This window comes from Candidatus Palauibacter scopulicola, from assembly GCF_947581915.1.
In the GTDB taxonomy this organism is placed as follows: Bacteria; Gemmatimonadota; Gemmatimonadetes; order Palauibacterales; family Palauibacteraceae; genus Palauibacter; species Palauibacter scopulicola.
Window position 1 is genome coordinate 1 of record NZ_CANPWG010000033.1, and the last position, 23,699, is coordinate 23,699.

The window sequence follows — 23,699 nt, forward strand, 5'->3', positions numbered from 1 at the left end:
GCGTGGCCTTCGAGCAGATCCAGGTCGGCGCGGTGCACATGGCCATCACGGGCACCCCGGTGCTCTCGGGCTGGGTGCCCGAGACGCAGGTATTCGATCTCCCCTTCCTGTTCGAGACCCGGGACCACGGGCTCGCGGCGATGAACGGCCCCGCGGGAGACTGGTGGCGCGAGCTGCTCCTGGAGCGCACCGGCGTCCGCTCGCTCGGGTTCCTCGACTACGGGTTCCGCCACGTCTACAACCGGCGCCGGCCCGTCGACACGCCCGAGGATCTCGCCGGCCTCAAGCTCCGGGTCCTGCAGAACGCGACGTACCTGGCCGCCTACTCCGCGCTCAGCGTGCAGGCGACGCCGATGAACTACGGCGAGGTCTACTCCGCGCTCCAGCAGGGCGTGATCGACGGCGGCGAGGCGAACGCGGTCGGCTTCGTGAGCAGCCGGCTCCACGAGGTGGCGAAGTTCTACAGCTTCACGTCCATCACCTACAACCCCATCACCCTTCTTGTGAACGAACGCTTCTACCGGGCGCTTCCCGCCGGGATACGGGAGACCGTAGACCGTTCCGCGGCCGAGGCGCTCGCCTACCAGAGCGAAGTCGCGCGCCGCATGGAGGCGGACGCGATCGAGGAGATGCGCGAGGCGGGCGTGGAGATCTCGCGCCCGGATCCGGCGCCGTTCGCCGCGGCCGTCAGACGGCACGTCCGGGATGCACTGGCGAACCGGCTACCGGACGGCGAAGCCCTGATCGCGAGGCTGGTGGCTGAGGCGGAGCGCGCGGCTCCCGACGGCAGATCCAGCGAGTCACGGTGAACGGATGACAAAGCGGTTGCGGGCGCTCGACCGGGTGCTGGTCACGCTCGAGACGTATGCCGTTGGCGTCCTGCTGATCGCGGTCTGCGGCGTGGTTCTCCTGCAGGTCCTGATGCGCTACCTCTTCGCCTGGCCGAATCCGTGGAGCGAGGAGGTGTCGCGCTTCTGTTTCATCTGGCTCTCGCTGCTCGGGGCCTCGCTGGCGGTGGCGCGGCGGTCCCACTTTCGCTTCGACCAGGTCACGGGGCGGTTGCCCCCGCGCGCGACGAAGGCGGTGGAGACGTCCGCGGCGGCGGTCGTGCTGCTGTTCGCGCTCCTCCTCATCGGCACGGGCATCGCCCTCATGGACCTCACCATGGGGGAGCGCTCCGCCGCGCTGAACCTGCCTCTCGCGCTCGTGTATGCCGCGGCGCCGGTTTCCGGCGTGCTCATGGTGATCCACCTGCTTGCGGGGACGTCGACCGCGGAGGTCGGCTGATGGGCGGGCTCCTCCTCGGCGTCTTCGGCCTCCTGGTGCTGGCAGCCGTGCCCATCGGATTCGCGCTCGCGATTGCGGCGGTCATCGCCATCCTCGTGGCGGATCTCCCGCTCGTCGTCATCCCACAGCAGATCGTCGCGGGGATGGACTCGTTCCCCATGCTCGCCGTGCCCCTGTTCATCCTCGCCGGCTACCTGATGGATGTCGGGGGGATCAGCCGCCGCCTCGTGGCCCTGGCCAGCACGCTCGTGGGCCACCTCCCCGGAGGGCTGGGGCAGGTGGTCGTCATGGCGGAGGTGTTCTTCTCGGGCGTGTCGGGATCGACGTCCGCGGACGCCGCCGCCGTCGGCGGGATCATGGTGCCCCAACTGACCGCGAACGGGTACGGCCGGGCGCGCGCCACGGCGATCGTTTCGGCCGCGTGCGGCATGGGGATCCTCATTCCGCCCGCCATCGTGATGGTCGTCTACGGCGTCATCGGCAACGTCTCCATCGGCGCCCTGTTCGTCGCCTCGATCGTGCCCGCGCTCTTCATCGCCACCGGCCTGATGGCGCAGATCGGGTGGCAGGCACGGAGGGAAGGGTGGCCGCGCGGGGAGCGCGCCTCGTTCGCGGAACTCCGCCGCGCGACGCTCGACGCCGTGCTCCCGCTCTTCATGATCGTCGTCATCCTGGGGGGCATCCGCTTCGGACTCTTCACCCCCACGGAGGCCGCCGCGGTCGCCGTCGCCTACGCGCTGCTCCTGGCGGCATTCGTGTACCGGTCCCTCACCCTGGCGGAGCTGTGGAACAGGGTCGTCCAGACGGCCGTGGTGTCCGGGATGGTGCTGTTCGTGGTCGGCGCGGCGCACCTGCTGGGCTGGGTCCTCGCCATCTTGCAGGTGCCCCAGACCCTCGCGTCGACTGTCGTGGGCCTGGGCGGCGGCCAGATCGGCTTCATGCTCCTCACGATCCTCGTCTTCCTTCCGCTCGGCGCCATCCTCGAGGGCGTGCCCGCCGTCGTCCTGCTGACGCCGATCCTGCTGCCCCTCGCAACGCAACTCGGGATCGACCCGGTGCACTACGGCGCCGTCATCGTGGCCACGCAGGGAATCTCCGTGTTCCTGCCACCCGTGGGCGTGAGCCTGCTCGTCGCCTGTTCCGTGGGAGGGGTCCAGCCGGCAGAGGTCGCGCGCCCCCTCTGGCCCTACCTGGCCCTCATGCTGGCCCTCACCGTCGCCATCGCGTTCCTGCCCGGCGCCGTCCTGTTCCTGCCCGAACTGCTCGGGTACTGAAGCGTCTGGGATCCTTGAACGAACAACGTTTAGTGTGTATAATACACACCCATGTCGAGCAGGGAGATCATTCGCAAACTCGTGGGCGATGGCTGGACGCTTCGGAGCACCCGTGGAAGCCACCACCACTTCGTTCATCCCGACAAACCCGGCCGAGTGACGGTGAAGCACCCCAGCAAGGACATCCCGATCGGGACGCTTCGCAGCATCTTCCGGCAGGCCGGTTGGGAATGGGAGGATCGCTGATGCGCTTTCCGATCGTGGTTCACAAGGATGCAGATAGCGGGTATGGCGTCACCGTGCCCGATCTTCCCGGCTGTTTCTCGGCCGGCGACACCTTGGACGAAGTGATCGAATCGGCCCGGGAAGCGATCGCGTGTCATATCGAGGGGCTGCTGATGGACGGCGAACCGATCCCGGCGCGGACCTCGCTGGAAGCACACCAGGGGAACGACGATTACCGGGGCGGTGTGTGGGCGATCGCCGACGTCGACATCTCGAAACTTTCGAGCAGGACGAAACGAATCAACATCACACTGCCTGAGCGGGTGCTGGCCATCGTGGATCGGGCCGCGGTGCGGGAGGGCCAGTCGAGGTCCGGCCTGCTGGCTCGCGCGGCGCTCAGCTATCTCGAACATCAATCGGAAGGAGATTTTCGAGGTCTTCTCACCGACAGACCCGATTCGAGTGATGCCTACGGGACCGGCTCGGCCCAGCAGTCCAAGCGTCGCAGCGGAGACGGCGAATAGGCTGAACAATGAAGACACGTGAGTTCGAGATCAAAACGGAACGGTTACTGCTCCGGCCGCACCGGCGGGAAGATGTGGACGACATATTCGCGTTCGCCCGCGACCCGGAGTGGGGCCGCTACCTGACGGCGCCGATGCCCTACCTCAGGGAGCACGCGGTGGAGTTCGTGGAGGATCGGATCCGGATGTCGTGGGACCTGTGGCCGGTGTGGGCGATGGTTCTGGACGGGAAGGTCGTCGGCGGCGTCGGAATCGAGATCGACGTCGAATATGCGACGGGAGCCCTGGGCTACTCGCTCGCGAAGGAGCATTGGGGCAGCGGCCTGGTGGTGGAGGCGGCCCGCGCCGTCGTCGACTGGGGGTTCCGCGAGCGCGGGCTCGCGAAGGTGTACGCGTACGCCGATGCGCGAAACGCTCAGTCTCTGAGGGTGATGGAAAAGCTGGGCATGGCCCGCGAGGGGGTGTTGCGCAGCCACCGGGTGCTGCGGGAGGAGCGGATCGACGAGGCCTACTACGGACTCCTCAGGGAAGAGTGGGAGAGGCACGAAGGCTAGCGGTCCGTGGCAAACCCCCGCGTTAGTACTTGATGTCGGTTCGCCCGACCGTCATCCCGATGTTGCCGACCCGGCGGCCCATCGTGTAGTGCTCGCCGCTCCCGGCGGTCATCCCGAAGAAGTCCACGGCAGGTACCATCAGGCGCCCGGCGTCGTCGACCGCGCCCTCGATGGCGGTCGTCGCCACGACCTCCGCGAGGAAGATCTTTCGCTCCGGCGGGACCTCGAGGGAGTCGAAGATCCGGCACTCGCAATGGATCGGGGACTCCTCCACCGTGGGCGCATCGACGGCGGTCGCCGTGCCCCGCGTCAGCCCTGAGAGTTCGAACTTGTCGGCCACGCGCCCGGAGTTCATGTCGACGGTGTCGAACGCCTCGACCATGGATGCGAGCGGGACGTTGAGCACGAACTCGTCGTGGATCTCCAGGAGTCCCCTCGCCCGATGCTCCAGGGCCGCGCTCACCCCGATCTGGGGCGGGTCGCCGCTCACGACGAACGTCCACAGCACCGATATCTCGTCCGGGTCCCCGGGCCGGCCGTTGACGGTGAGCAGGATCGCCGGGACGGGCGGGAGCATCGGCCCCGGCTCCGCGAGCAACCGGCGCGGCCCGGTGAGCGACGCCGGCGGCCTACCCCCGCCCACCGGCAGCCCCTCGTCGGGTGCACATCCCCAAACGGCGGCAACCGCCGCGGCCGCCGAGCCACTCCCCAGAAACCGCCTCCTCGACCAGCCGTCCGTTGATGGCATCTTCTTCACCGCCTCCTCGCGCATGACTTGCCGTGCGCCCGGGCATCAATAGATGCCGGGGATAATTCGGTATTTCACCCGCGCCTGGTACTCGGCCCACTTCTCGGGGCCGTATTTTTCGGCGCAGAACTTGTCGTCGAAGCGCTGCCGGAAAATGAACAATCCGACGATGAACACGAAGTAGGTCCAGGCCCAGGGGTTGGCGAAGTAGCCGAACACGAGGGCGATGGAGAGGGAGAAGAAACCCTCGCCCAGGTAGTTGAAGTGGCGGGCGACGCCCCACAGGCCGCTGCACAGGATCTTGCGGTCGCCGGCCTCGATGTACTCGGGTTCGATGAGGCCGAGGAACTTGCGCTCGGGCCAGCGCTTGAAGGTGTACTTCTGCATGTTGGCGCCGCGAGTGATGCCCCACGCGACGAGGAAGAGGGCGGGCGCGCCGATGAGCCACACCTGTCTCCAGGGCGCCTCGAAGCCGGGGTCCGGGTACACGGCCAGACCCCACAGCGGGAGGATGTAGAGCCACCCGTACACCATGATCCCGCCCCAGATCATCTTGAAGCCGAGCTTCTCGTGGATGACGTCGTAGGTGTAGAGCTGGACGCGCTCGAAGATGAAATAGTCGAAGACGTAGAACGTGAGGAACGCCGCGTAGAGGAAGACGCCGGGGTTCGAGTCCGCGCCGAAGAGCCCGTAGTGGTACGCGGCGCCGGAGAGGGCGTTCAGCGACAGCATCGTCCCGCCGACGACGTACAGGAACATCTTCACGTCAAAGCGCTCGTTGAAGAACGACCGCTCGAGCACGCGACCTTCCCACAGGGCGGCGAGCGGACGCTCCACCTTGCCGCGCGACCCGCCGAACACGGCGAGGAGGGCGAAGATCAGGCACGTGACCGTGCCGCCGGCGACCTGGTAGACGGTGGACCGGTAGAACCAGTCCCGCGGCAACCCGGTGAGTTCGAGCGCCCACACGAGTTCCGCGAGCACGAACACCAGCAGGCCGTTCAGCCGGTAGCCGCGCGGCTCGCCGGTCTCCGCTTCGATGACGTAACCCGGAACCCGCCTTCCAGGCAGGATGAGCTGCACCACGAAGAACGCGGCGCAGATCGCCAGCGGGGCGAGGAAGCCTGCGACCGCCTCCGTCCCCGAAAGCTCGAACAGGTGGCCGATCCCCAGCCATTCAATCATCAGAAGAGGCCCTCTCCGGGGAGCGCCGATGCCTGCTGGAGCCAGTCCACCAGAAGGTCCTCGTCCACCTCGTCCTCCTCACGGATGTGGAAATACCGGACGTGCTCGTGCTTCGATTCCACCGGCGGCGCGGGACGCAGCGAAGCGCCGTTGAGGAAGGTCACCTTGATGTACCGCGTGAAACAATGGAACGAAAGAAACCAGCCCTGGTTCTCAATGCCGTAGAAGGGGGAGTTCCAGCGGACCGCCTTGCGGACACCGGGCACGCTCCGCTCGATGAGTGCGTCGAGGTGGCGGCCGACCTCCCGTTTCCAGCCCGGCATGGCCGCGATGTAGTCCTGCACGGGCCCATCTCCATCCGCCTTCGGAATCTGGGGATTCCCGCCGGAGAGGAGTCGGACGGTCAGGATCGCCCCCTCGGCCAGAGGCTGAACGGTTCGCGCGCGAAGATCCGGCGCACCATCGGCTCGAAGAACTCCAGCGGCAGCGAGTCGTAGTCGGGATCGAACGCGGACTGGTCCCAGCGGTGGCAGAAGTCCACGGCGTCCTGGTACCAGGGGTGGTCGCGGTACCTGTCGCGCGCGTTGCGGTCGCGGCCCAGGTGGTGGGCGTAGTAGACGAGTTGGAACAGGCCGTGGTGCCGGACGATCCAGTGCGTGCGCTCGGTCACGAAGGGGCGCAGGAGGAGCGCGGCCAGCTCGCCGTGGCTGTGCGGAGCCAGCAGATCGTCGATGTCGTGCAGGAGCGCGGCGACCACCATCTCCTCATCCGCGCCGTCCCGGTGAGCGCGGGTCGCGCTCTGCAGGGAATGTTCCAGCCGGTCGACCTGGTAGCCTCCGACCGAGCCGGACAGCTGGCGGAGGTGCGCCAGGACGCGGTCGGCGGTGTCGGCAGCGAAATCGTCCTCGAGGCGCGAGAGCAGTTCGTAGTCCTCGCGGGTGCCGTCCTCCATGCGGGTGAAGCTCACGACGGGGCCACTCGGCTCCGTGCTGGCCGTTGCGCTCGTCTCAGCCGTACGGGGCATGCCGGTCTACTCTCCGCTTGAGGGTTCGGTTGGGGCTCCTCGCCGCAGCGTCGGCCCAGGCGAAGGGCATTGTCAAGGTCGCTCGGCCGTCCGTAGCGTTCGCTGCAGGCCGGTGACCACGGACTGGGAGGACCAACCATGGGTGCCTCGATCAGCAGCATCGCGCAGAACGGCGACGCCCTCACCGCGGTCTGGAGCGATGGCACACGCACCGATCTCCCCTACCTCTGGCTGCGCGACAACTGCGGCTGCGGCGAATGCTCCGTGGAGCAGACCACGGAGAAGCGGTTCCACGTCTTCCGCGTCCCCAGCGACCTGAGGCCGGCGACGGTCGCCATCGAAGGCGGCGGATCCAACGACGAGGCGATCTCCATCGCGTGGCCGGACGGACACCGTACCCGATACCGGTCGAGCGACATCCGCGGTCTCCTGAGCCGGCCTCGCCCCGCGTTGCAGCACTGGGACGGCGAGTTCGAGCCGCGGAGGTTCGACTACCACCGGTTCCTGGCGGACGACAGCGCGGCGGCGGAGTTGATCGAGGAGTTTCTGCGCACCGGAGTCTGCGTGCTGGTCGACGCCCCGACCGAACCGGATTCGCTGGAGGAACTCGCGCCCCGGCTGGGTCCGGTCCGGGAGGTCCTGTTCGAGCGCATCCACAACGTCAAGCTCGATCCGAAGGGATACAACATCGCGCACACCGCTCTGGCCGTCGGAGTGCACAACGACTTCACCAGCTACACGTGGCCCCCGAGCGTGCAGGCGCTGCACATGCTGGTGAACGAGTGCGAAGGCGGCGCGTCGACGGTCGTGGACGGCTTCGGCGTGCTGGAGGCGCTACGTCGCGAGCACCCCGACAAGTTCGACGTGCTGTGCTCCGTGCCGGTCCCGTTCCGGATCTTCAGTGACGAGTACGAGTGCTACGCGGCCAACCCCATGGTCGACCTGGACAGCGCCGGGGAGATCACGATGATCCGCTTCAATACGGCGCAGATGCAGGCCGTTCCCCTGTCGGAACCCCGGCTCGGCGAGTTCTACGCCGCCTACCACGAACTGTCGCGCCGCGTCAACGACGCCGGCGCCCGGGTGACCTTCCGGCTGGAGGGCGGGATGATCCTGCTGTGCGCCGGACACCGCGTCCTCCACGGCCGCACCGAGATGGTCTCCAACGGGGCGCGCCACCTGCAGGACGCCTACTTCGAACACGACAACGTCCGCACCCACCTCAGACTCCTCCGCCGCACCGGCCGCGCCTGAGGCTCTGGACCCGTCGTAACCATGCAAATCCAACATCTGATGTAAGATCTTCATGGTTGTTGGACTCCGGCGTGTCCGAACCTGCCGCTGCGTTGTTGCCATTTCTGCCGTTATATTTTGTCCGTTTCTGCCGTTATAATTGTGCCAAATCTGCCGCTGTACCTTTCCTCAGCCCTTCCGAACGATTACGGTTCTGCCTGGTAACGATCCGATCCAACCGGTGCAGGTGCTCATTGGCCTATCGTTCCAGAATCGTCGACCGCGAACTCGCCGAGCGCCTGCAGGCCACCGGCGCGGTGGTCATCGAGGGTCCCCGAGCTTGTGGAAAGACCACCACGGCGCGGCAAATCGCCGCCAGCGAGGCGCGGCTGGACGTCGAGGATGTCACCCGACGCCTGGCCAGGCTCGAGCCCGCCCGCGTCCTGATCGGCGACGTGCCGCGGCTGATCGACGAATGGCAGTTGGAGCCGGCGATCTGGAACCACGTCCGAAGGGCCGTCGACGATCGTGGCCTCCCGGGTCAGTTCATTCTCACCGGGTCCGCCATTCCAGCCGACGACGCGACGCGCCACACCGGGGCGGGACGCCTGACGCGGCTTCGCATGCGTCCGTTCTCACTCTTCGAACTGGGCCGCTCTTCCGGCGAAGTCTCGCTAACGAGCCTCCTGGAAGGGGCGCGTGCCGGGGCGGACAGGTCGGTGATTCCGCTCGAGGATCTGGCGGAACTGATCTGCATCGGTGGCTGGCCTCTGAACCTCGAGTCCGGCACCGAAGTCGCGCTCAGAGCGAACAGGGACCACCTGGACGAGATTCGTCGTCTCGACATCGCCAACGGCGACGGCAGGCGGAGAGATCCGGTGAGAGTGGGCATGCTGCTTCGGTCCCTGGCCCGGAACGTCGCGACGCCCGCCGCGACGGCGACCCTCGCCTCCGACACCGGCGAAGGCGTGTCCGCCATCAAGGAGCACACGGCCGCCGCGTATCTGAGGGCGCTGGAACGGATCATGATCCTGGAGAACCAACCCGCCTGGCCCACTCACCTGCGATCCCGGTCGGTGCTGAGACACAAGCCGATCCGGCACTTTGCGGATCCCTCCCTCGCCGTGGCGGCCGTGCGCGCGACTCCCACGCGGCTGCTCCGCGACCTCGACTTCCTGGGACTCCTCTTCGAGTCGATGGTCATACGGGACCTGCGCGTGTACGCCCAGGCGGCGGACGCCGACGTGTTTCACTACCGCGAGAAGGCCGGCCTCGAGGTAGACGCGATCATACAGTGTAACGATGGTCGCTGGGCGGCTTTCGAGGTGAAGCTCGGCGAGGGAAGAGCGGACGAAGCCGCGGACAACCTGCTTCGCCTGGCGCGGAAGGTGGACCCGGATCGGATGGGGCCGCCGGCCGCGCTGGGCGTGATCGTGAGCACTGGGTATGGTTACACGCGGGAGGATGGAGTGAGCGTGATCCCCGTGGGGGCGCTGGGACCCTGATCAACGGCGCCTCCAGGCAACCATTGGAGGAAGGTCTCGATGGCGAAGCTGAGTGACACGACGCGCCGCGACTTTCTGTCTTGCCTGGCGGGTGCCGGCGTCGCGCTGGCTGCCCCGCGCACGCTGTTCGGAAACACGCCGTCGGTCCAGGAGACGCTACCCACCCGACCGATCCCGGGAACGGAGGAGACGCTGCCCATCGTCGGCTTCGGCTCCTCGAAGCCGGTGCTCGAGATCCCGACCGAGGGGACGGAGCCCTTGGCCGGCGTGATTCGCGTGCTTCTCGACCACGGCGGGCGGGTCGTGGACACGTCGCCGCGCACGCCGGAGATCGACGCGGAGTTCGGCACGGTCCTGACCGCGCCGGAGTTCAGCGGCCGCCTCTTCGTCGCCACGAAGATCAACACGGACGGGGAAGCCGCGGGCATCGAGCAGATGCGGCAGAACCAGCGGCTCGTCGGAAGCCGCACGCTGGATCTGCTCGAGGTCGAGAGCATGCGCGATCTGGATGCGCACTGGCCCAACGTGCTCCGCTGGAAGGACTCGGGCGAGGCGCGCTACATCGGCGTCACCACCTCCAGCATCCCCCAGCACGAGGCGTTCGAATCGTTCATGCGGACGCAGCCCCTCGACTTCGTCCAGGTCAACTACTCGGTGATGGAACCGAACGCGGAGGATCGCCTCCTGCCGCTCGCGCAGGATCTCGGGCTCGCCGTCCTCATCAACCGCCCGTTCATGAACGGCAGCTACTTCGGCCGCGTGAGCGGACACGAGCTGCCCGAGTGGGCGGCCGAGTTCGACTGCGCGAGTTGGGCGCAGTTCTCACTCAAGTACATCCTCGCGCATCCCGCCGTGACGTGCGCCCTCACCGAGACGACGAACCCGGATCACATGGCCGAGAACATCGGCGCCGCCTTCGGCCGCCTCCCGGATGAGGCCACGAAGCGCCGCATGCGGGAACTCGTCCGCGACTTCTGAAGCCTCGAGCCGCGTTCCCGACGTTCCCGCGGGAACGTCCCAGTCCGAAGCGTCCTGCTCCGAGCACTCGAGCACCGCCGTCAGGGGCACAGTCGGCTTGCCACCTGCCAAGCCTTCAGATTCCCGTTCCTCCTGAGGGTTTCGGCCACCCATTCCACGTCGTCCAAACCGATCTCCAGGTCGGGGCGGTACGACCAGAAGCACATGGCGTAGAATTCGCGGAAGGCTCGTCGCGCTTCGCGCACGCGCACCATGTCGAGAATCTCTCCGTCACGGAGTACCGCTTCGTCGTCGATCCACACGGTGGGGGTCCGCGCGATGGCATCGAAGTGGGTTTTGGCGGAGACGGTGCCGCCGAGATTGGCGGAGGTGCCGATGCCGATGTGGACGGTGCCGTTCACGCCCTCGTCGTTGAGCATCTCGCCGGTGAACTCGGTGCAGGCCGGGTTCAGGCCGAACGCGAACTGGGCCAGGTTGTACACCCAGCGGTCGTCCTGTCGGGCGAGTAGATCCGCGAGGAATTCGGCTTGGTCGCCGCCCTCGATATCGGTGACGAAGCCCTTCGAGATGCGGAAGGTCACGGGTTCGCGGATCGGGCCCACGCCGTAGTAGGGGATGCTCCCATCGCAGACGAACACGCCTTCGGCGGTGCCCTGCGCGGGGGCGCAGTTGGCTTCGATGTTGGGAACGGCGGTGAAGCCGGGGCCCTCCAGGAGGCAGCCGTGGCTGTTCCCGGTCACGCCCGCGAGGCTCATGGTGAGATCGGTGCCGGCGGGGTTCGTCACCCGCAGGCGTTCGCCGGCGGTGAGCTTCGCCGCGATGGCGTCGCACAGCGGCCTGCGCGCCCGAAAGTCCGTGAAGAGCCCGCCCTCGCGCATCATCCGTTCGGTGAACGCGGTCATGGAGAGAACTCGGGCTCCGGCACCTATGGCCTCGCGGACCGCGCGGGTGTGTGCCAGGGCGAGCGTCACAGGCAGGAAGGCGACGTCGGCGGCCGAGAGCGCGGCAGCCACCGCGGGTCCCGGCTCTTCGTTGTCGATCGACCGCTCGGGTGGGACCACGATGCTCGGGACGGCTCCAGCCTCAAGCGTCGCGTCGGCAACCGCCCGGGCGATCGTCATCCGCTCCGGATCCGTGACGATGACCACGTCCTCGGCAGGCTGCACGCCGGCGCACGTCCGCACGAGGATCTCCGCGCCTCGTCTCATACCAGAACCTGCTTTTCTCGCTGGACGACGCGGCCATTGACGGCGATGGTCGGTTCCCACATGAGCAGGTCGTAGTGCGTCGGGGCCACGATCTCGCCCCCGAGGGTGTGGCTGGTGCCGATGCCGATGTGGATCGTGCCCATGACGCCCTCGTCCTCGAGCATCTCTCCGGTGAGGCGGGCGTTCGGGTTCAGGCCGACGCCCAACTCGGCGACGTTGAAACAGTGCGGGTCTCCGAAGGACTCCAGGTGCTCGCGCAGAAAGTCCGCCTGCGCACCGCCGGCCATCTCCACGATGACGCCGTCGCGCACGGAGCAGACGATGGGCTCCTTCAGGATGCCGATGCCGAGGTAGGGCACCGAGGCGTCGAAGATGAGCGTGCCCTCGGCCGAACCCGTCACCGGCACGACGTTGACTTCGATGTCGGGGACCGGGGCCAGTTCTCCGGGATCGGGGATGTTCGTGAGCACGTTGGCGACACGCCCCTCGATCCCGAAGCGGAGATCCGTCCCGCGGGGTGAGGTGAGCCGCACGGACTCGCCCTCCGTGAACGCCGCGCCGAGGCGGCGGCAGACGTCGACCTGCGCCTCGAAGTCGGTCTCGAGCAGCGCGGGGCTGGTCATGATCGCGTCGGTGTACGCCGTCATCATGCAGACGCGCGCCCCCGCCTCGAGGGCGGCCCGCATCGCCCGGGTGTGGGTGATCGAGACGCGTACAGGAGAGAAGATCACCGCCGCTTCGGCCATGGCGCGCGCGACGGGCGGCGGTGGCTCCTGCCCGTCCTGGTCCCGCATCGGGATGATGCAGACGGTCACGGCGGCCCCGGCCTCGCGGGCGGCCGTGGCGACGGCCTCCGCGTACCGCCCCATCGTCGGATCGGTCACGATCACGACGACTTCACCCGGCAGCACCCGTCCGTTCACGTGCACGAGCCGCCGCGCTCCGGGCGAGAGATCCACGCCGGCCTTGGCCACGGCCCCGTCAGCCACGGTCCCGTCAGCCACGGTCCCTCGCGAAGAACTCATCGAAGCGGCCGTCGAAGATGATTGCGGTGTAGCCATCTCCGGTCGTGTTCGTCGCCGTGCGCAGCATGTCCGGAATGCCTCCGGAGAGCGCGATCCAGCTCGCAATGAACTCGCCCTGTGCCTGGCCTTCGAGCCCCAGCATGCTCGCGAACAGCGTCGCGCTCCACAGCGCCGTCCCCATCCCGGCCGGGAGCCCCGGAGCGGCGATCGTGAACAGGACGACGGCGGGCCACGCGGCGAGCATCATCATCCAGCTCAGTTCCAGGCCGAACACGTAGCTCACGACGAAGGGTCCGTACGCGACGTAGGCGAGCGCGCTCGCGTCCAGGTTCGCGACGGCGCCGAACGGGAGGACGAAGTCCGCCACCTCCTCGCGCACGCCGACCTTCTTTGCGTTGGCGAGGTTGACCGGGAGCGTCGCCAGCGACGAACACGTGCCCGCGGCGAAGACCGCGGTCGGCGCATAGTAGTCCCTCAACACGGGCCCCACGGGCCGCCGTCCGACCCTCCGGACGAGCACGAACGTGTAGAACGCCCACCAGACCAGGACGAGCCCGCAGGTGTAGGCGGCCATCGTCAGATAGTGGGATAGCCCCATGCTCGCGCCGAAGCGCACGCCCAGGGTGATGCCGAAGGCGAGGATGAGCGGGAGCATGACGTACGCCAGCTTGCCGCCCGCCCTCTCGATCGAGTCGGCGATTCTTCGCAGCACGCGGTAGGTCGGATCGTGCCGGGCGCCGAACGCCCCGAGCAGGACGCCGGCGAGGATCGCGAGCAGCGGCCACGAGGCTCCGCCCTCTCCGAGGCTCCGCAGCATGGCCGCGGCTTCGGTCCATACGCCCCGGTCTCCCGAGGCCAGCGGGATGCGAAAGATCGTGGCGGAGGTCACCACGGCGATGAGTCCGGCGACGGTAGACGTGAAGACGTACCACAGGACGACCGCGCCGGCGAAGCGCCCGGCGAGCCCGCGCCGCACCAGAGTGGCGATGGCCGGGCTGAGGGCGGCAAGGATCAGCAGCGGCACGACGGCGACCACCCAGGCGATGAGCGTGGCCGTGGCGTCGGCCACCGGCGCGAGCGGCACGGAGAGGAACCCGCCCGCGGCCAGACCCGCCACCAGCGCCAGGATCGTCCAGACGTACGCGGGGACGTTACGCCTCCGCCGCCCTCGGGCCGTCACTCCGTCGAGTGTCGGCGAATCCGGGCGCGCAACATCTCGAAGTAAAGCCTGTCGGCGGTGACGATGGGAGCGGACTGACCACCCTCGAGCAGGAGATCTCGAAGGAGCTGACGGTCTGCAGAGCGCGAGATGTTGATCGTGTTCATGGGCGAAGCGTAGTGTCTTCAGGAAAAAGTTGGCAACGCCAAGGTCAGCCTGTATTGCCCCGCTCAGCCCGGAGGGCCCCATGGATCGCCCGTCACCGCCTCTTCCGCGCCGCCGCTTCCTCCACCTGACCGGCGCAGCCCTGGGCCTCGCCGCGACCTCCGGCTGCGCCACCGCTGCGAGGACGCGCAGTCCAGGCGCTGGCCTGTTATCCGCCGCCGGCACCGCCGACCGCACCTGGACTCCCGAGCGCTTCGACCCGTGGATCGAACTCGACCGCGCTGCCTGGGCCCACAACGTCCGCGAGGCCGCGCGGCTGGCGGGCGGCCGCCCCATCCTCGCGGTGGTGAAAAACAACGCCTACGGCCTGGGCGACCGTGCGGTCGGGCCGCTCCTCGCCGGGATGCCCGAGGTGGGCGGCATCGCCGCCGTGCGCGTCGAGGAGGCGCTCGCCATGCGCGAGGAGGGGGTGACCAAGCCGATCGTGGTCATGGCGGAGGGATCCGAGGATGAGATCGAGGAGCTGGCGAGACACGACGTGCTCCCGTCCGTGTGGCTGGACGATGCGCCCGCGCGGCTGCGGAGCGTGTCCCGGCGACTCGGCCGTCCCGTGCCCGTCCAGCTCTTCATCGATACGGGGATGAACCGGGAGGGGATGCCGTACACCCGCGCGCGCGGGTGGATCGAGGAACTCGTGCAGAGCGAATACGTCGACGTGAACGGCACCTACACCATGTTCATGCACGATCTCGACTTCAACCGGGAGCAGCTCGCGCGCTTCGAGGAGCTCCTCGCATGGGCCCGCGGGAAGAGCCTCCCCCTCGGCACCCTCCACGCTTCACCCTCCTTCGAGCTGTTCAACCTGCCCGAGGCGCACTACGACATGGTGCGGCCCGGGAACGCGCTGTTCGGAAACCACCTTTCCGGCGGCGAAGGCGCCCGGGACATGGCCGACCTCAGGCCCGTGTTTCGCATGAATGCGCGCGTGGTGCGGGTCGAACGCCTCGAGCCGGGCGACAGCGCGGGTTTCCGCCACACCTTCACCGCCGACCGGGCCACCTGGGTGGCGCTGCTGCCGGTCGGCCGCACCGACGGCTATCCGTCCGAAGCGAACGGGACGTGCGAGGTGCTGATCAACGGCCGCCTGTACCCCGTCGCGGGCGGGGTCAACTCCGCGCACACCATCCTCGACATCGGCCCGGAGAAGACGGTCGAGGTCGGCGATGTCGCCACGCTCGTCGGCCCCGACCATCCGTCCGTGCTTCCCCACACCGTCGCCGAACGGACGGGCCGCGGCTTCCTCGGAATCATCCAGTCCATGAACCCGCGGCTCCCGAGACGGGTGGTGTAGGGACGACAATCGCCGCGGAGGCCCCAGCCAGATCAGGTGCAGCGATCCGAGACGGCCGCGACGGCGGCGTCGATCTCTTCGCGGGTGTTGAAGAAGTGGATGGAGAGCCGGAAGTCGCGCTCCGCCCGGACCGGGGAGGCGAGGATCCCTTCGTCTTCGCGCAGGTCGTTGTAGAGTTGCGTGGCGTCGCATCCCTCCGGGAGTTGAACGACGAACACGCCCGAGCGGTCCGGGCGTGCCCGCGGGGACGACACGCCCAGTCCCTCGGTGGCGTCCACGACTTCGATCGCGTGGTCGACGAGCGACTGGACCCGCTCCTCGATCCTCTCAAGGCCGATGTCCTCCATCCACTCCACCGCGTGGGCGAAGCCGGCGAAGTCCGCCAGGGCGCGGGTGCCGAACTCGTAGCGGGCGGCGCTGGGGAGCAGGGTGTAGGCGCCCTCGTAGTCCATCGTCGCGTGGCTGTGGGAGCCGGCCCAGCTCAGTTGCACGTCGTCCAGTATCTCTCGGCGCACGAAGAGCGCGCCCGTGCCCTTGGGACCGAGCAGCCACTTGTGGCCGCACGTCGAATAGCCATCGCAGCCGAGCGCGCGGAAGTCGGTCGCCACGCAGCCGGGGCCCTGCGCGCCGTCGAGGTGGTAGCGCACGCCGCGGGAGCGCAGCAAGTCCCCCAGTTCGGCGGACTCGTCCGTCCGCAGCGTTCGTCCGTTGTTCCGCGATACGTGGCTGATGCTCACCATCCGCGTGCGGTCCGAGAGCTGGTCGCGGATCTCGTCGATGAGCCCGGTTCCGGGACTCAGGTCGATCTCGCGGATCGCGATCCCGAACCGGTCCCGGAGGACGTACCACGGGACGACGTTGGCGGGGTGTTCCGTGTTGGAGATCACGACCTCGTCTCCCGGCTCCCAGTTCAGGCTCCAGGCGACGATGGAGATCCCCTCGGAGGTGCTGTGCGTGAGCGCGACCTCCTCGGTTTCGGCGCCGAACACGCGCGCCAACTGCGCCCTAAGGTCGGGCTCGACCCGCGCCATCTCGTCCGAGATGCCGGGCTCGGCCGGACTCCGGTTCTGGAAGGCGAGCCGTTCCTGGACGTGGTCGATGACCGCGTTCGGCGCGGGGCCGATCCCGCCCGTCTGGAAGTACAGGCTCTCCGTCGAAGCGGGGATCTCGGCGCGCGCCCGGGCCACCCACGCCTCCTGCGGTCCCGGGTCGGCCGCCGAGTGCATCGCGGGATCGGGAAGCGCACCGTCCCGCACGGCGCGCAGCGCGAGCCGCCCCACGGGCACGATCGGGGCCAGCGCCAGCGCGCCCGCGGACCGGCGGAGGAAGCTGCGTCGGCTCGTGTTCACTTCGGATCCTCGTCGCTGAGGATGAGCCAGCGGAGTTGCCTTTCGCTCACTTCGCGCCGGAGGGGCGCGGCGGCGCGGTAGAAGACGAGCCCCAGCGCCGCCCACACGACGAGGACGATCCACTCGGCGGGAATCCGGCCGCCCGCCCCGTGGAAGGGTTCCCAGATCGAAGCGCCGAGCAGCCCGAGCGCGACGACGGCGCTGAGAACCAGGAAGCCCCGGCCGCCGGGCACGGTGTAGGGACGCGGGTGGTCGGGGCGCGTCTTCCGCAGCCGCAGGACCCCGAGCACGACGACCAGGAAGACGATCATGGCCGAGATCGCGGCGCCTCCGACGATGACGAGGATGGCGTTGCGGCCGAACAGCGCCCCCACGCTCCCCATGACGGCCACGAAGATGACCGCGGCCGACGGCGAGCCGTAGCGGTCATGCACCTTGGCGAGCCGGTGCGGGATCATGTGCGCGCGCGCCATGGCGAAGACGATCCGCGTGGAGGCGAAGAAGATCGCGTTCCACGTCGTGATGAGTCCGCACAGTCCGGCGAACAGCACGATCCGGCCCAGGAACGGCGAGCCCAGGGCGGCCTCGATCGCCGCCGCGGCGGGAAGCTCGGACGCGAGCAGTTCCGCGCGGGGCATGCTCATCGCCGTCGCCAGAATCACGAGACAGTAGAAGACGAGCGCGAACAGGATCGAGGCGCCCATGACGCGCGGCAGGAGCCGCAGCTTCGCGCCCTCCTCCACCTCCTCCATCGCCTGTGGAATCGTGTCGAAGCCGGCGAACCAGAACGCGGCGGTCCCGAGCACGATGCCCACGCCGATCAGGGCCGCCCCCGGCGTCGTCCCGCTGAACATGGGCTCCAGGTTCGCGACGCTGCCGCCCACGATGCCCGCGATGACGAAGATGAGGGTGAGGATGATGAGCCCCGCCGTCATCAGGTCCTGGAACCAGGCGGCCGTCTTTCCGCCGCGGTAGTTGATGAGCGTGATCGCGGCCATCACGGCGAGCCCGAGGGCGAGGCTCCACAGCCGCACCTCCTGCCCCAGCAGCGTGTAGATGACCGGACCGCCGAACCCCGGGACGAGCGCCGACACGACCCATTCCACGGAGATCGCTTCGAAGGAGGTCGTGAAGATGTAGGAGAAGGCGAGGAACCACGCGGCGGCGAAACTCCAGCGCGCCCCCCACGCCTCGAACACGTACGCGACCTCGCCGCCGGTGACCGGGTACGCGGCCGCCATCTCCGAGTAGCAGAGCCCGATCGCGAGAATGCCGAGGCCGCCGAGCACGAACGCGATGATGGCCCCGATCGCGCCGGCGCCGCTCAGCCACGCCCCCATGACCGTGATCCAGCCGACGCCGATGATCGTCCCGAAGGCGAGCGAGAAGAGCGACCGGAGCCGGATCCCCCTTCCGAGGACCTCGCGTTCGCCGCCTGCGTCCGGGGTCGCCGGCCTGGTTGTGGGTTCTGTCATGGGCTCAGCCGTACTGTGACGGAGTCGGGGAAAGGCCGAGCATTTCGCGCGCCTGCGCGGGCGTAGCGACCTCGCGGTTCAGCTCGTGCGCGATCCGGACGGCGCGCTCCACGAGCTGGCGGTTGCTCTCTACCTTCTCGCCGCGGCGGTAGTAGATGTTGTCCTCGAGGCCGACGCGGACATGTCCTCCCATGAGGGTGGCGAGCGTGGTCATCGGCAGTTGGTGCGGCCCGATGCCTGAGCACAGCCACACGGAACCCTCCGGGAATTCCCGGACCATGTTCACGACGTTGTCGACGGTCGGCCAGCTCGACGTCTGGTAGCCCATCACGGTCTGGACCCAGTAGGGCGGCTCGATGAGGTCCTGCGCCATCAGGTCCCGGATCACCCACCCGCAGCCGGGGTGGTAGGTCTCGAGTTCGGGCTTGATGCCGCGCGCCTTCATCTCCGCCGCGAAGTGCGCGATCTGCTTGTAGGAAAAAGGCGTGCAGTCGTCGAAGTCGATCGCGGGGCGGGGGTGCGTGTACTCCTCTCCGCGCGGCTTGAGTTTGAACTTGCCCATGTCCGGGGCGAGGTTCAGCGATGCGACCTCCGGGTTGGCGTCGAGGCACGACAGGCGCTGTTCATCGTCCATCCACAGGTCGCCGCCGGTGGTGTTGTTGATGATGATCTCGGGGCAGCGCTCGCGCAGGCGGCGGTTCGCCTCGCGCCACACCTCCGTCGTCGTCGCCCCCTTCCACAGCGTCTCGGGGTTGCGGGCGTGGATGTGCACCATCGAGGCGCCCGCGTCGTACGCCTCGCCGACGGATTCGGCGAGCTCCTCGGACGTCTCCGGGAGGGCGTGGTTATACTCTTTCCCCTGAATGCCGCCGTTCGCGGCCAGACAGATGATGACGGGGGGCATGCCGCCGGCGACCCTGTCCATGTAGGCGTAGGGGTCGCCGTAGTTCCAGGTCGTGGTCATCTGCTCCTCGGAGGGCTGTGAAGGCTGTGTTCGTCTCGGGAGGCTGTTCCCGGTCCTCCGGGAGCCTTGGCCATCTGACACCGATTCACAAGAGGATGCCATGTCCGGCTCGGAGCGCGTCGCGGGGACCGTAGCCATCATCGGCGCGGGAACGATGGGACGACGGATCGCCTACGGCTGCGCGGTGCGGGGGGTGCGCGCGCGGCTGCACGATATCTCGGAGGAGGCGCTCGCCGGAGCGATCGAAGATGTGCGCGCGCTGCTCGAGGCCGCGGACGGGGCGGACGGGGGGGACGGGCACGGGGCCGGCGCGACCCATGGGCTCGTGGAGGCGTGCCGGGATCTCGAGGACTGCGTGCGGGAGGCGGACTGGGTCATCGAAACGGTCCACGAAGACCTCGAACTGAAACGCGTCGTCCTCGGGCGGATCGGCGCGGCGGCGCCGGGGAAGGCCTTCATCGCCTCCAACACCTCCTCGCTGCCGGGTTCGTGGATGGCGGAGTCGACGGGCCGCCCCGGGCGATTCACGAACATGAACTTCGGCCCGCCGGAGGACATCAAGGTCGAGGTCATGGGACACCCCGGCACCGACCCCGCGACGACCGACGCGGCAAAGCGGTTCCTGCGCGGCCTCGGCCTCGTGCCGATCGTCGCCCGCCGCGAGATCCAGGGCTATCCCACGAACCGGATCTGGCGCGCCATCAAGAAGGAGTCGCTGCACCTGATCGCCGGCGGCTACCTGAGCGCGGAAGAGATCGACCGGGCGTGGATGCTCGACTGGGGCACGCCGGTGGGGCCGTGCGGACTCATGGACGTGGTCGGACTCGACGTCGTGCGCGACATCGAGAACGTGTACTACAAGGCCTCCGGAGACCCGTCGGACAAGCCGCCCGGCTTCCTCGACCGGATGGTCGAGCGCGGGGAACTGGGCGTGAAGTCGGGGAAGGGGTTCTACACCTATCCGTCGCCCGCCTTCGAGCGGGAGGGCTGGCTCACGGCCTCCGACGACTGACGGTTACCAGCTCACCACGCCGTCGCGGCCGACGCGCAGTTCGTCGCCGGTTTCGACGCGGTCGAGCAGTTCGGGCCCCAGCCGGTCCACGCACACGATCGGCGTGTCGAGCCAGACATCGGCCAGGATGAGGCCTCCGGCGGTGAGCGGATCCACGTCCCCCGGCAGGAGGAGTCCGGCGGGGGCGAGGCCGAGTTCCGCCATGCGCTCCCAGCAGGGCCCGGCCGACGTCGAGCCCACGCAGAAGGGCGCGAGGACGATCCGCCCGGTGAGCGGCTCGCCGAAGAGTTCGGTGTTCTGCGGATCCCCGCACACGGCCGTGTCGATCCCGCCGTCGAACTGGTCGCAGAAGCTTGCGAAGGGGTTGAACCCGACCCGGGACACGGCGGCCGGCGCCGCGATCTCGCCGGCGATCAGCGCCCGGCCCTGAAGGCAGGGCATCAGGCGCGATCCTCGGGGGAGGTCCCTGAGGAGGCCCCCGTGGAGGGCGCGGCGCCACCCTCGGCGTTGCCCGTCACCATCACCCGCAGGAGCGCCTCGTCGTCGAGCATGTACACGTTGCGGCTGTAGTAGCGGAGCTTGTTCGAGTTCGTGACGACGCAGGCGGGCGCGAGGATCGGGTCCTGCATGAAAGCTTCGAGGCAGAAGGAGCCCACGTGTCCGCCCGCGAGGGCGAGGGCCGCGAAGCCCGGATGTTCGGCGCGGAAGCGGGACACCACGTCGGGGGCCGCCACGAAGACCGTCTCCACCGCGAGGCGGTCGCGTCCGGCACGCGCGAGTTCGTCCTCCACCGCGTCGGTCCACGCGCAGAGCTGGTCGTAGGTGAGGTGCGGGCAGCCGAGCAGGACCTTGTTCGGCCGTAGCTCCTCGACCGGGCGGTCGGCGCGCAGCGACGCCCCGATCGACTCGATCCGCTCCGCGTCGATCGTCAGCCGGCGCGCGTCGCCCCGGATGAGCCGCCGGCCGTACCGCTTCGCCTCCACGGTGACGCCTTCCACGTGGAAGAGGCCGACGCCGCCCCCCACGGAAGCGTTCGTCCCGAAGTCGCGCAGGAACTTCCCGCTGGCGGGGTGCTCGCCGCCCTCGAGCATGTCCGCGAGGCCCGTAACCCACGGGATCCCGTCTCCGACCTCGCGCCCGACGATGTAGCCGAGCACCTGGCCGTTGATCGGCCCCTCCGCCTCGACCTCGACGAGCCAGCTCGCGCGCCGTCCCTCGTCGGTCAGCAGGCCGGCGCGCGGCGTCTTGCCGACGACGTTCGAGATGAGGTCGATGATCCCGGGATTCCGGTGCGTGCGCGCGCCGATGACGGAGTTCGCGTACACGACCGCGGAGGACTCCGCCCACGCCACGATCTGGCCGTACGAGGGCCGGTTCGCCACCTCCTCGAACCACGGCGTGCAGGTGAGGCCGCCCGCGTCGCGCAGGCCCAGCTTCGTGAGCGCCTCCCGGTAGCGCACCTCCATCGGGTAGGCGCGGGCGAGCCGCTCCCGCTGGTCGTCCGTCAGATCCGACAGCGTCTCGTTGAGGATCGTGGCCGGGTCGGCCGTGAAGGGGAGCGCGGCCCGGACTCCGGCGTCGACGAGCGACTCGAGAAACTCCGTCCGCGCCCCCACGCCGGGCTTGGACTCCGGGATCACGAGGTGCCCGGGACCCTCCACCGGCACGAGCCGCTCCGCATCCATCGCCTCGCCGAAGCGGACCATGGTGAGGAGGAGCTTGCGGGGGATCTCCCCCCGGCTCCCGTCCAGGATCTCTCGCTCTTCCCGGGTCAGATCCATCGTCGCCGCTGGTTGTCATCCCGTCGGTTGTGGCCTCGTCGGAGGCGTCCTCCCCGGAGGCGTCCTCCCCGGAGGCCCCGATCGTTCCGGGAGCCTCGTTCGCCGGGTGCGAATTCACAAGGGCCGACGCATGGTACGAAGACCTTCGTTGACAGGGGGTGCCGAACCACGTATCGTTTCGTACGAAGATGTTCGTACACGCTTGAGCGGGGACGCTGCCACGGCGCTGGCAGGAGGAGGTGAAGCCTTGAGGGATCCGACATTCAGCGACCGGGAGCTGGACATCATGAGCGTCCTGTGGCGCCACGGGTCCGGCTCCGTGAGCGAGGTCATGGAGGCACTCGAGGACGAGGTCGGCTACACGACCGTTCTCAAGATCCTCCAGATCCTGGAGAAGAAGGGCGCCGTCCGGCACGAGGCGGAGGGTCGCGCGTACCGCTACTTCCCGCTCGTCGCCTCCGAGACCGCTGGGGAGACGGCCCTGGCCCGCATCCGGGACAAGATCTTCGGCGGATCGGCGGAACTCGTCCTCGCCCAGCTCATCTCGGGACGGGAGGTCTCGCCGGAGGAACTGGAGCGCATGCGGCGGATCCTCGATGAACTGGAGGAGGACGAGCCGTGACTCTGGCCACGATGATGTACGGACTGATCGTTGCCGTCCTCGTCGCCGGGGCCGCGTGGTGCCTCGATCGGGGCCTGCGGGCCCACGGGCGGCCGACACGGTGGCTCTGGCTCGGCGCCCTGGGCGTCGGCGCGCTGGCGCCGTTTCTCCCCCGGTTCCTTCCGGCCGCGGCAGCCGCGGCCGGTCCCGGACCCTTCGCCCTTCCCGTCGACCTCCTGTACGAACTCGGAACGGCGGCTCCGTCGCTTCCCGCGCAGGGCGGGAGCCTCCTCGCGGGAATCGGGATCGGAGATCCCCTCGGAGCCCTCTGGATCGTGGGTTCCGGCGTCGTCCTCATCCTCTTCACCCTCATCTGCCTGCGGCTGCGGCGCCTACGCGCGACGTGGGAGCCTCGGGACGCCTGCGGCCAGGAAGTGCTGCGCTCGGACCGGTTCGGGCCGGCGGTCGTGGGGCTGATCCGGTCCCGGATCGTCCTTCCGACCTGGACCTTCGGTCTCGGGGAGAAGGAACTCGCGATGGTCGTGCTGCACGAACGGGAACACGTGCGGGCGCGCGATCCGGTACTCCTGGCGGCGGGGCTCCTGCTCGCGGCGCTCTCGCCCTGGAACCCTGCGGTCTGGTGGTCGCTCGCCAGGCTCCGGCTCGCCGTGGAAGGGGACTGCGACCGCCGCGTGCTGGCCCGCGGCGCCTCCGCGCGAAGCTACGCGCGCCTTCTCTTGACCGTCGCTGCGGGGTGCCGGCGCACGCCGGATCCGGCGCCGGCCCTGATCCGCGGCGGCCACTCGGTAATCGAAAGGAGACTCATGATGATCAGGACCGCGACGAAGAAGCCTCGAATCCGGGCTTCCATTCTCACCGCCGCAGCCGGGTTGGGCCTGTTCGCCCTGGCCTGCGACACCCCGATCCCGCAGAGCCCGGCCGACCCCGAGCGCGCCTCGCGCGTGGAGGGCGTCGTCGGTTCGGAAGGCGTCGTCAGCGTGGAGGGAGTCACTAGCTGGTTCTCGTCCGCAAACTCGCAAGTTGTTGATGTATTGTTAGATGTATCACGGAT

Annotated in this window: 25 protein-coding genes; 13 read left to right on the forward strand and 12 right to left on the reverse strand. The window is 68.7% G+C overall.

The window, feature by feature from the left end:
- From RN743_RS06165 to RN743_RS06190, 6 genes are all read left to right on the forward strand, one after another.
- The coding region (locus RN743_RS06165; RefSeq protein WP_310777628.1) for a TRAP transporter substrate-binding protein at nucleotides 1-809 on the forward strand (809 nt) is incomplete at its 5' end.
- Between the two features lie 4 nt (nucleotides 810-813).
- Complete coding sequence (locus tag RN743_RS06170) at nucleotides 814-1,287, forward strand: TRAP transporter small permease (RefSeq protein WP_310777631.1); 474 nt, start codon at nucleotides 814-816, stop codon at nucleotides 1,285-1,287.
- Nucleotides 1,287-2,561 (forward strand): TRAP transporter large permease, encoded by a 1,275-nt coding sequence (locus tag RN743_RS06175; protein ID WP_310777634.1) that lies wholly within the window; start codon nucleotides 1,287-1,289, stop codon nucleotides 2,559-2,561. The genes RN743_RS06170 and RN743_RS06175 overlap by 1 nt, the downstream gene beginning before the upstream one ends.
- A gap of 51 nt (nucleotides 2,562-2,612) precedes the next feature.
- Nucleotides 2,613-2,807: a type II toxin-antitoxin system HicA family toxin gene (locus RN743_RS06180; protein ID WP_310777637.1), complete on the forward strand. Its 195-nt coding sequence runs from the start codon at nucleotides 2,613-2,615 to the stop codon at nucleotides 2,805-2,807.
- Nucleotides 2,807-3,310, forward strand: a complete 504-nt coding sequence (locus RN743_RS06185; RefSeq protein WP_310777639.1) for a type II toxin-antitoxin system HicB family antitoxin — start codon at nucleotides 2,807-2,809, stop codon at nucleotides 3,308-3,310. The genes RN743_RS06180 and RN743_RS06185 overlap by 1 nt, the downstream gene beginning before the upstream one ends.
- Before the next feature lie 8 nt (nucleotides 3,311-3,318).
- A complete protein-coding gene (locus RN743_RS06190) occupies nucleotides 3,319-3,864 on the forward strand; it encodes a GNAT family protein (RefSeq protein WP_310777642.1) in 546 nt (181 codons plus the stop codon).
- Nucleotides 3,865-3,886: 22 nt separating this feature from the next.
- On the opposite strand, the gene RN743_RS06195 is transcribed toward RN743_RS06190, so the two are convergent.
- The 4 genes from RN743_RS06195 to RN743_RS06210 all read right to left on the reverse strand — a co-directional run bounded on the left by RN743_RS06195 (nucleotide 3,887) and on the right by RN743_RS06210 (nucleotide 6,764).
- Nucleotides 3,887-4,441 (reverse strand): flavin reductase family protein, encoded by a 555-nt coding sequence (locus RN743_RS06195; protein ID WP_310777645.1) that lies wholly within the window; start codon nucleotides 4,439-4,441, stop codon nucleotides 3,887-3,889.
- A gap of 216 nt (nucleotides 4,442-4,657) precedes the next feature.
- Nucleotides 4,658-5,797 (reverse strand): DUF1295 domain-containing protein, encoded by a 1,140-nt coding sequence (locus RN743_RS06200; RefSeq protein WP_310777648.1) that lies wholly within the window; start codon nucleotides 5,795-5,797, stop codon nucleotides 4,658-4,660.
- Nucleotides 5,797-6,222 (reverse strand): DUF1801 domain-containing protein, encoded by a 426-nt coding sequence (locus RN743_RS06205; protein WP_343218997.1) that lies wholly within the window; start codon nucleotides 6,220-6,222, stop codon nucleotides 5,797-5,799. The genes RN743_RS06200 and RN743_RS06205 overlap by 1 nt, the downstream gene beginning before the upstream one ends.
- Nucleotides 6,201-6,764 carry a hypothetical protein gene (locus RN743_RS06210; protein WP_310777654.1) on the reverse strand — a complete coding sequence of 188 codons (564 nt, stop codon included), beginning with the start codon at nucleotides 6,762-6,764 and terminating at the stop codon, nucleotides 6,201-6,203. The genes RN743_RS06205 and RN743_RS06210 overlap by 22 nt, the downstream gene beginning before the upstream one ends.
- 195 nt (nucleotides 6,765-6,959) lie before the next feature.
- Here RN743_RS06210 and RN743_RS06215 point away from each other — a divergent pair, with 195 nt between their 5' ends.
- The 3 genes from RN743_RS06215 (at nucleotide 6,960) to RN743_RS06225 (ending at nucleotide 10,537) form a co-directional block, all read left to right on the forward strand.
- Complete coding sequence (locus RN743_RS06215) at nucleotides 6,960-8,075, forward strand: TauD/TfdA family dioxygenase (RefSeq protein ID WP_310777657.1); 1,116 nt, start codon at nucleotides 6,960-6,962, stop codon at nucleotides 8,073-8,075.
- Nucleotides 8,076-8,308: 233 nt separating this feature from the next.
- A complete protein-coding gene (locus tag RN743_RS06220; protein WP_310777660.1) occupies nucleotides 8,309-9,559 on the forward strand; it encodes a DUF4143 domain-containing protein in 1,251 nt (416 codons plus the stop codon).
- 39 nt (nucleotides 9,560-9,598) lie between these two features.
- Complete coding sequence (locus RN743_RS06225) at nucleotides 9,599-10,537, forward strand: aldo/keto reductase (RefSeq protein ID WP_310777662.1); 939 nt, start codon at nucleotides 9,599-9,601, stop codon at nucleotides 10,535-10,537.
- An 80-nt stretch (nucleotides 10,538-10,617) separates the two neighbouring features.
- Here the strand turns inward: RN743_RS06225 and RN743_RS06230 are convergent, their stop codons facing one another.
- Genes RN743_RS06230 through RN743_RS06240 form a run of 3 tightly spaced genes read right to left on the reverse strand, consistent with a single transcriptional unit; the run spans nucleotide 10,618 to nucleotide 13,950 of the window.
- On the reverse strand, nucleotides 10,618-11,745 hold the full coding sequence (locus tag RN743_RS06230) for an aminopeptidase (RefSeq protein ID WP_310777665.1): 1,128 nt from the start codon (nucleotides 11,743-11,745) through the stop codon (nucleotides 10,618-10,620).
- A complete protein-coding gene (locus tag RN743_RS06235) occupies nucleotides 11,742-12,749 on the reverse strand; it encodes a hypothetical protein (RefSeq protein WP_310777668.1) in 1,008 nt (335 codons plus the stop codon). The genes RN743_RS06230 and RN743_RS06235 overlap by 4 nt, the downstream gene beginning before the upstream one ends.
- Nucleotides 12,742-13,950 carry a cation:dicarboxylase symporter family transporter gene (locus RN743_RS06240; RefSeq protein ID WP_310777671.1) on the reverse strand — a complete coding sequence of 403 codons (1,209 nt, stop codon included), beginning with the start codon at nucleotides 13,948-13,950 and terminating at the stop codon, nucleotides 12,742-12,744. The genes RN743_RS06235 and RN743_RS06240 overlap by 8 nt, the downstream gene beginning before the upstream one ends.
- 226 nt (nucleotides 13,951-14,176) lie before the next feature.
- On the opposite strand from RN743_RS06240, the gene alr reads away from it, so the two are divergent.
- On the forward strand, nucleotides 14,177-15,445 hold the full coding sequence (gene alr, locus RN743_RS06245) for an alanine racemase (protein ID WP_310777673.1): 1,269 nt from the start codon (nucleotides 14,177-14,179) through the stop codon (nucleotides 15,443-15,445).
- Nucleotides 15,446-15,477: 32 nt separating this feature from the next.
- Here alr and RN743_RS06250 read toward each other — a convergent pair whose 3' ends face one another.
- The 3 genes from RN743_RS06250 to RN743_RS06260 are packed head-to-tail and all read right to left on the reverse strand — an operon-like array spanning nucleotide 15,478 to nucleotide 19,233.
- The gene (locus tag RN743_RS06250; protein ID WP_310777677.1) at nucleotides 15,478-16,794 is read right to left on the reverse strand and encodes an aminotransferase class V-fold PLP-dependent enzyme; all 1,317 of its coding nucleotides are present in this window, start codon (nucleotides 16,792-16,794) and stop codon (nucleotides 15,478-15,480) included.
- The gene (locus RN743_RS06255; RefSeq protein ID WP_310777679.1) at nucleotides 16,791-18,269 is read right to left on the reverse strand and encodes an APC family permease; all 1,479 of its coding nucleotides are present in this window, start codon (nucleotides 18,267-18,269) and stop codon (nucleotides 16,791-16,793) included. The genes RN743_RS06250 and RN743_RS06255 overlap by 4 nt, the downstream gene beginning before the upstream one ends.
- A gap of 4 nt (nucleotides 18,270-18,273) precedes the next feature.
- The gene (locus RN743_RS06260; protein WP_310777682.1) at nucleotides 18,274-19,233 is read right to left on the reverse strand and encodes a 3-keto-5-aminohexanoate cleavage protein; all 960 of its coding nucleotides are present in this window, start codon (nucleotides 19,231-19,233) and stop codon (nucleotides 18,274-18,276) included.
- 100 nt (nucleotides 19,234-19,333) lie between these two features.
- On the opposite strand from RN743_RS06260, the gene RN743_RS06265 reads away from it, so the two are divergent.
- A complete protein-coding gene (locus RN743_RS06265; RefSeq protein ID WP_310777688.1) occupies nucleotides 19,334-20,245 on the forward strand; it encodes a 3-hydroxyacyl-CoA dehydrogenase NAD-binding domain-containing protein in 912 nt (303 codons plus the stop codon).
- 3 nt (nucleotides 20,246-20,248) lie between these two features.
- On the opposite strand, the gene RN743_RS06270 is transcribed toward RN743_RS06265, so the two are convergent.
- Both RN743_RS06270 and RN743_RS06275 read right to left on the reverse strand, forming a co-directional pair.
- Nucleotides 20,249-20,686: a DUF126 domain-containing protein gene (locus tag RN743_RS06270; protein ID WP_310777692.1), complete on the reverse strand. Its 438-nt coding sequence runs from the start codon at nucleotides 20,684-20,686 to the stop codon at nucleotides 20,249-20,251.
- Nucleotides 20,686-22,026 carry an aconitase X gene (locus tag RN743_RS06275; protein WP_310777694.1) on the reverse strand — a complete coding sequence of 447 codons (1,341 nt, stop codon included), beginning with the start codon at nucleotides 22,024-22,026 and terminating at the stop codon, nucleotides 20,686-20,688. Before RN743_RS06275 ends, RN743_RS06270 begins: the two co-directional genes overlap by 1 nt.
- Nucleotides 22,027-22,273: 247 nt before the next feature.
- Here RN743_RS06275 and RN743_RS06280 point away from each other — a divergent pair, with 247 nt between their 5' ends.
- Nucleotides 22,274-22,648, forward strand: coding sequence for a BlaI/MecI/CopY family transcriptional regulator (locus tag RN743_RS06280; RefSeq protein ID WP_310777696.1), 375 nt, complete (start codon nucleotides 22,274-22,276; stop codon nucleotides 22,646-22,648).
- The coding region (locus tag RN743_RS06285; protein WP_310777699.1) for a M56 family metallopeptidase at nucleotides 22,645-23,699 on the forward strand (1,055 nt) is incomplete at its 3' end. The genes RN743_RS06280 and RN743_RS06285, both read left to right, overlap by 4 nt.